Below are 14,406 nucleotides of genomic sequence, written 5' to 3' on the forward strand. Positions count from 1 at the left end.
TCATCTACTCAAATGACACAGTTTCTGTTTTATCGCATTGAGTCTAATTAGTTGGTCGTTCATCATCATCTCCCTTTTGGGGCACAATAGAAAACACGCTAGCGCACTGAATTCTATTTGTATCCCGCACTGATTTCCTTGTGGCAACCTTAGGTTGCCATTTTTTTTACTTAAATTTCTATCATGCCTAAATATCTATAATCGCCTAAATGTCTATAATATTAACGACTTGTCTAATTGAACTTGAATTGAAGGATGATAGCCTGCGCGAGCCTTTGTATAGATATCTTTTAATTCAGTGTGATACCCCGCGATTTGCAGCTCAGCGTAAAGTGGCCGCACAAATTTGCCGCGACCAATACGCACTAAATAAGCACTTAAAGCCGGCAACACTGGGTCGTAATGATTGCGAATCGCCACCCTAAACCAATCACAGGCAATTTCTGCGTTAGTCGATTGGGTAAATTGGAAGGTTTCATCCAGATCCATCAGTTGTACTTGGCTGATGACTTCCGGTAATTGGGTCAAAAAATACTGCCAATGATGTACTCGCCAATCTTTTACACTTAATAGGCTAGCGGCCGTTCCCTGTATAAAGCACGCCAGCGCATCATCCACTTTATCTAAACTCATGGATGTTGGTCCGCAATATCCCTCGGGCAAACCTTCGCCATAAATCCACGTTAACAGCTCGGCTTCGGTGATCTTATCTGAGTGTAATGGCAGTAAGGTTTGCTGCGCGTATTCTACAAACACTTCGGTGGTAATCGCCTTAAAGGCAAAATGGTCCACATAATTGCGTAAAAATTTATCAAACGCCACTCGCCCTAGTCTGCGCTCGAGATCATGGACAAACATCGAGGCTTTATCATAGGTAAAACGATTAAAGGCAAGGTTAGGATCGCCCTGCTGCACATTGGCGGGCAAGGTTTGTTTATCCTTAGGCAAAGACGCCATTTCTTCTGTTAAGCGACCAAACTCTATCACCCACTCCAACTCTGCTTGTTCTTTTCCGTAAACCGCTTCCACAATACGGTTAGTAAAGTAAGTCGTAAAACCTTCGTTTAACCAGAGATCTCGCCAGGTTGCATTACTGACTAAATTGCCCGTCCACGAATGCGCTAACTCATGGGCAACGGTGGAAACCAAGCTTTTATCGCCGGCGATGAGTGTAGGCGTTAGAAAGGCTAAACGTGGATTTTCCATCCCGCCAAAAGGGAAACTCGGCGGCAAGATAATCATGTCATAACGGCCCCACACATAAGGACCTAACAATGACTCGGCAACCTCGAGCATATGTTCGGTATCTTCAAACTCTTTTGCGGCGGCCGCCAACATACTTGGCTCAGTATAAACCCCGCATCTTGGGCCTATCGCTTGAAAGGCAATATCACCGACGGCCAGCGCCATTAAATGGGTCGGGATAGGTCGTTCCATCTCAAAGTGAAACACACCATTAAGCGGTGTGTCGGGATGATTCATCGCACTCATCACTGCGCGCATGCCTTTGGGCACTTGCACTTTAGCATCAAAGGTCACTCTCGCCTTAGGCGTATCCTGCAATGGGATCCAGCTGCGAGCATTGATCGGTTGCGATTGACTGAAGAGATAAGGTAACTGTTTACCCGCAGTTTGCTCAGGCGCTAACCACTGTAATCCTTGGGCGGCTGGAAAGGTGTGATAGTGAATGCAAACCTGCTTGCAAGGTGACGTTGGCAAACTGATGCATATTTTTTGCCCGAGAATAGAATTGGCTTCACTTAGTATAAAATCGAGCGGTGCTTCATTTTCTGGTATCGAAACACTCGTTGTATCAGTAGCATGCACGGCAGTAACCGCGAGTATGGTGAGATCGCGGCTATCGAGCCAAAGCTCTGTTACATCAAGCTCAAGGTAATCCAAGGACAGTGTCGCTTTGCCAAAAAGACGCTGCGCGTCAAAATCCACCTGCAAATCCAAAGAGACATGGGTCACTTGCACTTGTTCGGTATTAGCAAAAGAATGGTAATCTCGGGTGAAATCCCAAGTCGTGGCATCCGCTAAGGTATTCTTAGTCTTAGTTGGTTGTAACACTGTCGCCTCAATATTCAAGTTCTGGGCACAGGGTGATGGGCGCTAGCCCCCTATCTCTGGCTCAATTGTAAAGGGGAAGTTTGTATGCATAATAGTGAACGCAGCTGTAGAGCAATACTGCATAACTTGCCGTTGTTATAACGACTCACAGCCATAACTCATCACAGATTATTAGCCATTATTATCGACTGCACATTTGCTCAGAGGCAAATCGTAGCAGAGTTTTAGATCAGCTTATCGGCGAGTTTTTGTAACAATTCATCTTTGGTGGCGTTCACAGAGCTGCAATCGATTCTCTTGCGTCATGCAAGAATAGCGGGGCAATAGTCTACGACGCCAATTGCGAGGTACAAACCGAGCAAAAAATAGAGGCTCACACCTCTTTAAAAAAACAAATGCAAAATTATTTAAAATATTTCGCACTTTCTCTGAACTAATTTAAAGATGTTGAGTCAGATATTATGAACCGAATCTTTGCAATGAGTTTCTTCGTTCATCATCATTCTCCTTTAGATGGTTTCTAGCGCAACCGTCCCAAGATTCCGATTTGGAATTTACAGCAACCTATTTAGGTTGCTTTTTTTATGTCTTTGATTTGGCATTTACCAGACAAAATGACCAAACAACACAGTTCAGATAAAACCCAAAAAACAAAAAGGACCTCCGAGGAGGTCCTTGAGTCACAAGCCGTTTAACTTACAAGCGGATACCCACTTTTTCTAAATCTTTGGCTACAACACTTTTCGGAATAGTAACATAACCATCTTTTTCAACGACTTGCTGGCCTTGCTTAGACAACACGTAACGGATAAATTCTTTTTCCATTGGTGCTAAGTCTTTATTTGGTTGCTTGTTCACGTAAACATATAGGTAACGTGATAATGGATAAGTACCGTTAGCTGCGTTTTCTGCCGTTGCTTCGATAAACTCATTACCTTTTTTAGCAATTGCCACTGCTTTAACACCAGCGGTTTTGTAGCCAATACCTGAGTAACCAATCGCGTTTAGAGATTGAGAAACTGATTGCACAACAGATGCAGAACCAGGTTGCTCGTTCACGTTAGCTTTAAAGTCACCTTTACACAGTGCGTGCTCTTTAAAGTAACCATAAGTACCTGATACAGAGTTACGACCGTAAAGTTGTACGTCTTTAGCAGACCAGTTACCGTCTAAACCCAACTCACCCCAACGTTGGATATCGCTGCTACCACATTTGTGAGTAGAAGAGAAAATACCATCAACCTGTTCAACGCTTAAACCTTTGATTGGGTTATCTTTGTGTACGAATACAGCTAAAGCATCGATAGCTACACGAATTTCAGTTGGCTTATAACCATAATGTTTTTCAAACGCTTCGATTTCGTTAGGCTTCATCTTGCGGCTCATTGGGCCGAATTGTGAAGTGCCTTCAGTCAACGCTGGTGGCGCAGTAGAAGAACCTGCCGCTTGGATCTGGATGTTGACGTTAGGGTACATTTGTTTAAATTCTTCAGCCCAAAGTGTCATCATGTTGGCTAACGTATCTGAACCTACAGATGATAAGTTGCCTGACACGCCACTTGCTTTTTCATAGGTTGGCAGAGATTGATCAATCGATGCCATCGCAGTTGCAGAGAATACACCAGCGGCTGTTAGGGTAATCGCGCCGACAAGCTTTTTCAGTTTCATTATGTGCTCCAGTAGTAAGCTAACTAATTTGTAACTTAAGTTTCTTCAGACGCAGCCAGTATCAATCGCTACAATGACAATTCTATGTCCGTGATGTGACACTTAGATGACAATGCGTTATATATCGATTTTTTCTGTCATTAATAATGAACTCAGTAGCCCTAGAAATAAAAAACAGGCCATAGTGACCTGTTTTTATTATTAATTGCGAATATTTCAATCAAGCAATTTATTTCTTACGCTCGATAAGATGCAAGGGAATAACAAAGCTAAAGGTACTGCCTTTACCCAATTCACTGCTGATTTTAAGCTCACTGTGATGATGGTTAAGTGCATGCTTTACAATCGCAAGACCTAAACCACTGCCACCGGTTTGCCTTGAACGCGCACTGTCTACCCGATAAAAACGTTCAGTTAATCGACCTATGTGCTGGGGCGCAATGCCTTCGCCCGTATCCGTTACGCTAAAGATGGCTCCCGTGGCCATACTGCGCCACTGCACTGTGATTTTGCCGCCGGGTTCAGTGTAACGAATCGCATTAGAAATCAAGTTAGAACAAGCGCTTCGAAGCTGCAATTCATTCCCATGGGAATCAAGCCCAGGTTCGCAATAGAAGCTCAACTCGTATCTGTCTTGTGCCAGCGCTTTAGCTTCTTCCTTCAGCACCTCCATCAGTTGCGTCATGTTCACTGTATGTTCGAGGTTGATATCGGCCGCATCTTCAATCCGCGATAATATCAATAGCTGTTCGACCATGGACTGCATTCGCCGCGTCTGCTGCTGCATTAAGGCCAGCGGCTTGACGTTCATCGAATCGGGTTCCGCCATGCTTTGCATCATTTCAAGGTAACCCTGTAGCACAGTGAGCGGCGTTTTCAGCTCATGTGACACATTCGCGACAAACTCTTTACGCATGCCCTCAAGCTGACGTATACGAGTGATATCCCGCGCAATTAACAGTAGCTGCCTATCACCGTAGGCCATGATACGGATCTCAAGCAAACGCCTATCCGATACTGGCGAAGGTAACTCCAGCGGATCTTTGTATTGTGCGGATTTAATATAAGCGGAAAAATCAGGATGGCGGATCAAGTTATCAATACGCTGGCCATTATCCTGCGGCCAAACAAAACCGAGAATAAGCTGCGCTAACTTGTTGCACCATAGAATATTATGCTCTGAATCGAGCACCACAGCGGCATCGGGTAACGCCTCTGCACCTTGGCGGAATCGCGCCAACAATGCGGCTAATTGACCGACACGTCGACGATTTTTCCCTTGAAGGCGATAAATGCCGTTAAACACCCCTTCCCAACTCCCACTGCCCTGCGGCGGCGTGAGTTTCCTATCGCGCCATAACCAAAAGTTAAGCCGTGATAATTGTCGGTAATGCCAGCAAACCAGCCCTAGCATGCCGATAAAGAGTATCCAGAGAAGTTTCCCTACCAATAAACCTATTAGCGCACAAAGCAGTAGATATAAGGCTAAGCGCGTAAACAACCGGTACCCTGAATAAGAGTCAGACATAAATAAACCCAAACATCAGGCTAAATAAGAGGAGCACAAGATAGCCTAAAAGCTAACTTGTGCCTAACACTTATTCGGCACTAAATGCGTGTAGAGAAACGATAACCTGCGCCACGAACCGTTTGGATCAAGCGGTCGTGACCAGACTCTTCAACGGCTTTACGAAGGCGTCTGATATGCACGTCAACGGTTCTGTCTTCAACATACACATTGGTTCCCCACACATTGTCGAGCAGCTGTTCGCGGCTGTAGACACGTTCTGGGTGGGTCATGAAAAAGTGTAATAAACGAAATTCGGTTGGGCCCATATCTAATACAGTATCACCTACGCTCACCCTGTGGCTCACAGGATCGAGCATTAAGCCCTGCACATCAATGGTTTCTTCTAAACGAGTCGGTGCACTGCGACGCAATACGGCCTTAATACGTGCGACAAGTTCTTTAGGGGAGAAAGGTTTAGTGATGTAATCATCGGCGCCGACTTCGAGACCTTTGACTTTATCTTCCTCTTCACCGCGGGCAGTTAACATGATGATCGGAATTTGACGCGTGAACTCATCTTGCTTCAAGCGTTTCGCCAATTGAATACCACTTCCGCCAGGAAACATCCAATCCAATAAAATCAGATCGGGGTAAGGCTCCTTTAGCAGCGCAATGGCCGAATCAAAATCTTCCGCCGCAGAGGTCGTAAACCCATGCTGTTCCATTACAAAAGTCAGCATCTCGCGGATGGCTAACTCGTCTTCTACTATCAATATCCTTGCAGTCATAAGTGATTTTCTGTCAGTGAATGTCAACACGGCTATTATTAGTCATTTTTATTACAGATTTATGAATTAGCACGCCGTTTGAGCCATATAGTAGTAATATTTGTCATAATAAGTTTATATAACTGTTTGTTTATAGCAATAAAAAAGGAGGCAATATGCCTCCTTAATTGAATCTTAATACTGGATTTAGAATTTGTGTTCTAAGCCAACACCGATATATTTGTCATCATCAGTAGACGCTTCTAACGAACGATTGGTGTAGAAAGCGAAGACTTTAGTAGGTTTAGCCAGTGCATAATCAGCACCTACTGACCATGAATCACCTTTGTCTTCCATGTCTTGATATTGTGCTTTCAAAGTAACAGCATCGATATCGTAAGCGGCACTGAACAGGTAACCATTAACGCTATCGGTCGTTACAGGCAGCGCGTTTTTATAAGTTTCTTCCTGTTGTTGGTACATACCGCCTAAAGTTAAATTAGCGATTTTACCTTGAACCGATGCACGCAGGATTTCATAACCTTTCACATCTGAGTCATATGCAATAGCAGCATAGATAGGTGATTTTTTCAGTTTAGCGTCACCGTACATAGCGGCTAAGCTGAAACCATCTTGACCCTGTTGGTCAGCATCACCTTCAGCAGCATAAGTCGCACCGAATACAAAACCGCTGATTGATGGAGATAAGTAAGTCGCAGTTTGACCTAAACGGTTGTCGCCTTTGAACAGGCTTTTTAAGTCGCCAGATAAATCGTTGAATTGGTCAACGTTACCTTGAGAGATTTTTAACAGCGTGTCGTTACGACCAACTGAGAACGAACCGAATGCGCCTTTTAGGCCAACAAATTGGTTACGAGCTTTAAAGTTGTCGCTAGTCGCAGCACCTGTATCAACTTCGTATTCAACTGTGTAGAACGCTTCCAGCGAGCTAGACAGTTCGAAATTACCCTTCACACCAAAACGAGAAGCATTACTTTGAATAGTTGTTGTAGCATCACCTTTCTCATCATTTGATTGAGCGGTGACATTCAACTTACCATAAACAGTCAGTGGCTCAGCGGCATAAGCTGAAGCCAGAGTTGCAGAAGCTAGCGCAGAAGCAAGTAGAGTTTTACAAAAAACGTTCATCATTTAATCCTTTCGACGTTATGTTCGTCTTGGTTATTGGTTTGGAACGACCGAAAGTGTGCAATGAATGTGTTTCAGTTTTATTTCAATTGTGACTGTTTAGTGCGCAAGGTAAAAAAGCTGACGCTAAGCTTGGTGCTAAACCCAGTAAAGATGGGGCCTACAGCCGAGTTAATTCTTATGTTACAGTTTAATGAATTCTGATTAGCCACTAGAAATTAGCTGTCGAACACAGGTTTACCCCGCCCAAACTATGCCGTAAACTGCCACTTTAATTTTCAATGAGCGCCTCTTATGTGGTTTAAAAATCTTACTCTTTATCGTTTCAATAAACCTTTTGCCGTCGAAACCGAAGCGCTAGAAACTGCGTTGGCCGATTTCACTTTCTCCCCGTGCTCAAGCCAAGATGTCAGTAAATTTGGTTTCTCAAATGCGTTAGGCAAAAAAGGCAGTTCTTTGGTACACAGCGCCGACAATCGCCATCTGATCTGTGTGACTAAAGAAGAGAAAATCCTCCCAGGCCAAGTCGTCAAAGAAGCCCTAGAAGAAAAAGTCGCCCTCATTGAAGATGAAGAAAATCGTAAGATGGCGAAAAAAGAAAAAGATGCGCTAAAAGATGAAATCATCACAAGTTTACTGCCACGCGCTTTCTCGCGCCGCAGCCAGACTCACGCACTGATTTTGCCAGAACTGGAAATGATCCTTGTCGACAGTTCAAGCGCCACTAAGGCCGAAGAGTTGTTAGCACTCCTACGCAAAGCACTCGGTAGTCTGCCAGTGATCCCATTGAGCTTTAAAGCGCCAGTCGAATCCAATTTAACCGAATGGTTAAAACTTGGCAGCGCGCCATTACCTTTTGAAATGCAAGATGAAGCTGAACTTAAATCCGAAGCGGATGAAGGTGGTATTGTGCGTTTCAAGCAGCAGGATTTAAAAGAAGACGAAGTATTAGCTCACCTCGCAACAGGCAAGCAAGTCCACAAGTTAGCACTGCATTTCGGCCAATCGATTGCACTATTATTGCAATCGGATGCCAGCGTAAAACGTCTTAAATTCTCAGAAGAATTTAGAGCAGGTAACGATGAAGTCGGCACTGATGACCCTATGGCACGTTTAGATGCAGACTTTGCCTTAATGGGCAGCGAGTTAGTCGCCTTGATGCATGCACTCGTGGCAGCACTTGGTGGACTCGAAGAAGCGCAAGTTTAAGCTGAACTAAATTTAAGCTAAGTGAGTAACCCAAGTGAGTGAGTTAGGTAAACTAAATTAGCGACTCACTCATATTCTTCTCGGATGAACGAGTTGAAATAACAAAAGGCGCAACTTCTAAATGAGGGTGCGCCTTTTTTATATCTGCTAAACGCCTAAGATTAAGGCATTCGGCTTAATCGCAAGTCGAATACCCTTAGCTTTAGTCATTGGTTTTAGACACTAACTCACCTTTATTATCAAACGGCCAATCAATGCCTAACCAAGCCTTGAAAAAAGCTTTCTGTTGCTTAGTCGCTTTCGCATCGCCCTTAAGCACTAACTTACCGCTTTGCTGTTCACTAAGGGTGAGCTTAACTTGTTTGATTTTATCGTTGCTGAATAATGTTACTTCAATGCTATCGCCAGTCTTAAAGTCTTTAATGCGCTTATCAAAACCCGCAGCCGTCACCTTAAGACCATTAATCGCTAATACTTCATCCCCCGCGACGATACCCGCTTGCCACGCTGGGCCATTACGCAGCACTTGGTCTAACACTAAAGAACCATGGGCGCTGCTTAACGTCATGCCGGCAAATGCCTGGGCTTTTGAATCTTTACCATAGGACAAAACTAACCCAGCCTGCGATAACAACTCAGGGAAATCTAAGCTCATCGGGCTATTCACATTTGCCTGCCACCAAGGCGCATAATCTTTGCCTGATAAGTCTTTGAGGATATGCTGCACATCGCTAACACCATAGCCTTTTGGCACACGGTGATCTTGATATAAACGGCGATGCACATCGCGATATGAATGCTTAAGTTTCGTATCTTGCAGCAACGAGAAATCTAACGCCAAAGAGGTTAAGTAACCCTCAGAATAAATATTCACACTGTGATTAATCGCATAATCGCCGCCCGTACTGCTCCACTCTCCAGCACTCGCCTCGGCGACTGATTGGGTTTCACGCCCTGGAGTAAGCTGGTTTTTCTCCACGCGTTTAGCTAAGTCTTCGAGGAACTCTTTAGGCGTCATCACCCCAGCACGCAGCAGTAACTGACCTTGGAAATAACTGGTAGAGCCTTCGGCCATCCACAGTAATTCCGTCATGTTTTCATGCTGATAATCATAGGGCACAAGTCCCGCAGGACGATAGGCCTTTACGTTCCAGGTATGGATAAACTCATGGGATGCTGTGCTAATAAAGCGCAGGTAATCCTTGCGTTCACGGAAACTAAAACGCGGCAGTTGGATAACCGTAGAATTTAAATGTTCTGTCGCGCCACTGGCGCCGCTAGTGGCGTGCACCATATACACATAACGATCAAAGGGATAATCATCCCAAATCGCCTTTGCTTGAGCACTTAATGCCGTTAAATCCTTAACGACTTTATCGGCGTCATAGTTACCTTCCCCCCAAAATACTAACTCATAGTTTTTGCCATTAGCACTGAATTGCTTATGGGTGCTCACACCGGTTTCGATAGGGGAATCAATTAACACATCGTAATTCGGTGCGATGAAAGAATGCGCTGGCGTGCCTGAAGCCATACCCGAGTAACTTTGCCACGCTTCAGGGACGTTCAATTGAACCGATACCGGCTCAGAGCGAAATTGCGGGCTATACATGAACACGCCGCTGGCATCTAAATACGCGTGGCTCGCATCAATATGGCGAACCCTTTGGCCTAATTCATTGGCATACAACTGATAACTAACCGTCACGCTGGTTGGCTGCGTGAGCGCGACTTGCCATTCACCGCTCGCCGTACGTTTCCATGGGAGTTCATGACCTTGATTGTCTTTGGCGCTAAATAAACGCACACCGTCGGCCAAAGGCAATACTTGATATTTACCCGTGCGCCACACTGGCAGATTGACCGTAAAATCGCTGGTCTTCACTTCAGGAAAAGTCACACTCACTTGGGCGATATGATGCTCGGGTTTAACGAGGTCGATTTGATATTTCACATCGGCCAATACTTGCCCCGAAAATAATACACTTAATATCAAGATTGATAATCTGTTGGGTTTCACTCTTGCTTCCTTCTGTTATTATGCTTCTTATGATTTTTCCAAGTATAACAAGTCGATGTAGCATCCTCATTAGGCGCTAACAAAAGCTAAAAAATAAGTTCCTTGACTTAAGGAATGAGGAATCACAGTTCAAATGCAAAAACTCACGGTTATTTTATTTACTTTGTTGCTGTCACTACCTTTTAGCGTTCAAAGCCGAGATCTCGAAGCTGATGAAGTTGAGTTAAGAGAATCGCCACAACAAATGTATGATGCGCTCAACCAATCCATTTCCTTCCCCCTTTCGTTTCAAAACCGTGACCAATTTGAACGTGCAGCCCAAGAGCAAGGCTACAGTCCAACCGAATTTGAACAGATTTTGTATCTGCTGACTCGGCTGAATATGGAGCCGAACGTGAAAACCAAGGTCGGTTTTCAAGACGCAAAAAGCTTGATTGCAGTTTTATCCACTGCGGCGCAATCGCCCTATGAACTTGCAATGGTCGCCATGTTGAATGGGCGTTACCTTGGCCGTACCGAGCAAAAATATCAAGAAGCGATTGGCCTGTATAATGAAGCGAACACCCGCATCAACGACAGCTATGACATCGAAGCATTGATTCTTAAACACAATATTCATGAGCACTTAGGCGGCTTACATTTATTAATCCGCCAAGAAGTGCCAGCCCTGATGCACTTCCACACATACCGCGACATTGCCTATAAACTCAGAAACGATTACTTAATCGCGGCGGCTGAAGCGAGGCTTGGCTTTTATTACAATTTTAATCAGCAGCTTACAAAATCATTACAGCATTATAGTGAAGCGATTCGGATCTCCAATCGTTCTAATTACCCATCAATGAAAACCAATCTGCAATTACAACTTTCTAAGGTATATCGTGATTTAAAGCAGTGGGATGAAGCGCTTAAAAACGCTCATGAAGCCGCGGCTGGATTTAAAAAAATGGGCAATGACACTTATCTTTCAAGTTGTATGACAGTGATCGCTATGGTCTATGGCGAACAAGGGGATTGGCATAAAGCGATTGATTACTACCTAAATGCCCAGCAATTAGATGCAAAACGCGGTAACTACATCGCACAAGGGCTTAATTTCCATAATTTAGGACAAGCCTACTCAAATATTAAAGACAATGTTAACGCCCTAAAATATTTACTGATGGCCAATCAAATATTCAAAGAAAAACAAAGCCATCACTATCAAGTTTATAACGAACTCTTAATTGGTGAAATCGCCCAAACCAACCAAGATTGGCCGCTGATGATGGCCCATGCCGATATCGCATTAGCACTCGCGGTCGATTTAAAACTGGTCGATGAACAAAAATCCGCACTCACCCTTATCGCCTCGGCGGCGCAAAAATTAGGTGAATTAGCAAAAACCATCGATGCCCAAGCCCGTATCATTGAGCTAAGTAAAAAGCCTGCCGAGACTGATAAAGACTCCCCTGTGTCGGCCTCTGCCCTTGCAGAGCAACAGCTTAAACTTGAGCTCAACATGCTACAGGGAAAACTCGTTGAGACAGTGAAAGAAAGCAACAACACTCACACGCTACTGCTCATTTGCTGCCTTATTGCCGGACTCTTGCTGCTAGTGATTGCATATATGCTGCATCATCGCCGTAAAATCATGGCAAAAAACGCCGCATTAACCCAATTGAGCCTACAGGAGCCCTTCACCCATAACTTAGGCTATGCGGCACTATTAGCCCACTTGGGCCATAATCAACATCAAGCGTCTACAACAGCTTTAGGGATTATCGCCTTCCCCGCCCAGCTATCGACCGATCTAGATTATGGCCAATATTTTAGTGATGCAGTAACCGCGCAACTGGCCACGCATCTAACCGATGCGCTCGCATCCCCTGTCTATGTGATACGCCAAGGGGTATTTGCAGTGCGCTTCACCCAAGCCGTTGAGCCAACAAGCGTGATCAGCCAAATACGCCAGAAACTCGACCAACAGCACATAGTCCATCATTTCCGCCTTGGTTTTGCCAACTTGCCACTGTTAGCGAAATCTGAAATTAAAATGGCCGCAAAATTAAAGTTCGAAACCGTGCAGATGGCGCTCGCCTGTGCCCGCAGTTTAGAGGGAAGTAACGATTATTATGTTGCCCTTAGAGCGCTCGATTTTGTCCCTCTGAGCTTGTTTGCCAATCCACTATTTTTACACCTTGAAAAAGGCATTGAGCGTGGATTAATCAGATTAGAAACCAACGGTAATAAAGAAGATATTCGCTGGCCTTGCTGGGAAAACAACCAAGATAGGCAATTACTGGAAAATATTTGATCAATATCAGCAATTAATCACAGAGTCATAGGTAAATCGCATTTGCACTCTACGCCCAGTGTTATAACATTAGTATCATATGAGTTAACAGCTAATCTGGACATAGGATCGTCATGTTTTTTAGCCTTGCAGAGTTAGGACAATACTCAGGATGAAGGATTCGAGCGCTACAGTTTCACAACTTGCCTTGCTGCAACAGAAACTTCATTCGGCCAAACTTGCCCTCGATGAAGTCAATGAAGATAGAAATGCAAAGTTACAGACATTACTGCAATTTATTGGTCACTTAAGCCTCGCCTGCAAAGGGCAAAATCTTGAGCTGGATAATAAACTCGCCAAACTTCGCCATAACTTAAATACGTTTGAGCGAGTCGATGAGGCGTTGCCAGAATTAGTCGATGTCGAGCGCCTGTTAAAAGGCCAATATCACCACGTGATGGTACAACTCGAAGAGAGTCGTACGGGTTTGTCACAGGTGATCCGTCAAATCCAACGCGTTAACTCTGCACCTGAAAAACTCAAAAAAGAAGTTAATTACTTCAAACAAGATCTGGCTAAACCTTTCCACACGGTTTGGGAATATATTCCTAAAGTTAAGCAAATCATCGGCTTCTACGAAACCATATTACAGCTACAATTTAACGAATCAGAAAAACTCGATGTCTTGCCTAAGCACAGGCAGCTAGCCCACGAACTGGCGCAGATGATTTCAGAAATCGAGTTCCGTAAAGATCAGCGTGACCAAGTCCTAGTGATCAAAGAAGTGCTCTCTTATGAGATTGAAGTTGATAGCTTGCTCGAAGCCTACCAAACCATTTTAGCCTTATTGCTTGATAACATCGCCCGCGAGAAATCGGCATCGCAAGAGTTTTTGTTTGCCCTCAACGATGCCTTAGCCGCAGTGCGCGAAGTAGTCAGTGAGTCTTACAACCACAATCAACGCAGCTTCCAACTCAAGACCCAGTTAAATCGTGAGATTAATACCCGCGTCGATAACGCCGGTGAAATCATTATCGATGTCGAAGATGTCGTCGATCTTAAAGCCCAATTAACTGAGCAACTTAACTCCATTCGTTCGGCATTGGCCCGTAAAGAAGCCTTAGAGCAAAGAGAACAGGCCTTACTGCGTAAATCAATGGAAACAATGCGCAAAGAGCTTAATGAATTAAGTAATGAGGCCAATACCTACAAAGAGCGATTGTTTGAACAACAAAAACTCAACTTGCTCGATAGCTTAACTCAATTGCCTAACCGTGCCGCGTTAGAAGAGCGCATGGATTTGGAATACCGCAACTATCAACGGCATAAATCTCCACTTTGGGTGGCGGTTGCCGATATTGACCACTTCAAAACCATCAACGACAGCTTTGGCCATAGCACGGGTGATAAAACCTTGCAGGTGATTGCAATGGCATTGAAAAACTCACTACGAGATACCGAATTTGTGGCCCGTTATGGCGGCGAAGAATTTGTCCTGTTATTACCTGATGTCGCACCTGCTGATATCGCTCAACTTTTAAACAGAGTGCGCGAGAAAGTAAAAAATATTCCATTTAAATTTAAAAATCAGAGAATTACAGTTACAGTATCTATAGGGGCTGCGCAAGTTATGGGAAGTGAGCTCATACATGAGACCTTCGAACGCGCCGATGCAGCACTCTATAAAGCAAAACACGAAAGCAGAGACAGGGTTGTGATTGACGTATAATTGAGC

General features: G+C 44.3%; 9 protein-coding genes. 3 read left to right on the forward strand and 6 right to left on the reverse strand.

Annotated features, from left to right (window positions below):
• Window positions 1-213 precede the first annotated feature (213 nt).
• The 5 genes from Q4Q49_RS07210 to Q4Q49_RS07230 all read right to left on the reverse strand — a co-directional run bounded on the left by Q4Q49_RS07210 (window position 214) and on the right by Q4Q49_RS07230 (window position 7,170).
• Entirely contained in the window at window positions 214-2,073 is a 1,860-nt protein-coding gene (locus Q4Q49_RS07210) for a M1 family metallopeptidase (protein WP_311998995.1), read from the reverse strand.
• A gap of 696 nt (window positions 2,074-2,769) precedes the next feature.
• The gene (locus Q4Q49_RS07215; protein WP_220590777.1) at window positions 2,770-3,741 is read right to left on the reverse strand and encodes a PstS family phosphate ABC transporter substrate-binding protein; all 972 of its coding nucleotides are present in this window, start codon (window positions 3,739-3,741) and stop codon (window positions 2,770-2,772) included.
• 229 nt (window positions 3,742-3,970) lie between these two features.
• A complete protein-coding gene (gene phoR, locus Q4Q49_RS07220) occupies window positions 3,971-5,269 on the reverse strand; it encodes a phosphate regulon sensor histidine kinase PhoR (protein ID WP_220590778.1) in 1,299 nt (432 codons plus the stop codon).
• 80 nt (window positions 5,270-5,349) lie between these two features.
• Window positions 5,350-6,039 carry a phosphate regulon transcriptional regulator PhoB gene (phoB, locus tag Q4Q49_RS07225; protein WP_006080904.1) on the reverse strand — a complete coding sequence of 230 codons (690 nt, stop codon included), beginning with the start codon at window positions 6,037-6,039 and terminating at the stop codon, window positions 5,350-5,352.
• A 186-nt stretch (window positions 6,040-6,225) separates the two neighbouring features.
• On the reverse strand, window positions 6,226-7,170 hold the full coding sequence (locus tag Q4Q49_RS07230) for a porin (protein ID WP_012088673.1): 945 nt from the start codon (window positions 7,168-7,170) through the stop codon (window positions 6,226-6,228).
• 291 nt (window positions 7,171-7,461) lie between these two features.
• Here Q4Q49_RS07230 and rdgC point away from each other — a divergent pair, with 291 nt between their 5' ends.
• Window positions 7,462-8,376, forward strand: a complete 915-nt coding sequence (rdgC, locus tag Q4Q49_RS07235; protein ID WP_006085165.1) for a recombination-associated protein RdgC — start codon at window positions 7,462-7,464, stop codon at window positions 8,374-8,376.
• Window positions 8,377-8,578: 202 nt separating this feature from the next.
• On the opposite strand, the gene Q4Q49_RS07240 is transcribed toward rdgC, so the two are convergent.
• Entirely contained in the window at window positions 8,579-10,396 is a 1,818-nt protein-coding gene (locus tag Q4Q49_RS07240) for a PDZ domain-containing protein (RefSeq protein ID WP_311988529.1), read from the reverse strand.
• 133 nt (window positions 10,397-10,529) lie between these two features.
• Between Q4Q49_RS07240 and Q4Q49_RS07245 the strand changes: the two genes are divergently transcribed.
• Both Q4Q49_RS07245 and Q4Q49_RS07250 read left to right on the forward strand, forming a co-directional pair.
• Complete coding sequence (locus tag Q4Q49_RS07245; protein WP_311998996.1) at window positions 10,530-12,692, forward strand: tetratricopeptide repeat protein; 2,163 nt, start codon at window positions 10,530-10,532, stop codon at window positions 12,690-12,692.
• A gap of 151 nt (window positions 12,693-12,843) precedes the next feature.
• A complete protein-coding gene (locus Q4Q49_RS07250) occupies window positions 12,844-14,400 on the forward strand; it encodes a GGDEF domain-containing protein (RefSeq protein WP_012196805.1) in 1,557 nt (518 codons plus the stop codon).
• The last annotated feature ends 6 nt before the right edge of the window (window positions 14,401-14,406 follow it).

The sequence above is a fragment of the Shewanella sp. SP1S1-7 genome (assembly GCF_031932105.1).
GTDB lineage: Bacteria > Pseudomonadota > Gammaproteobacteria > Enterobacterales > Shewanellaceae > Shewanella > Shewanella baltica.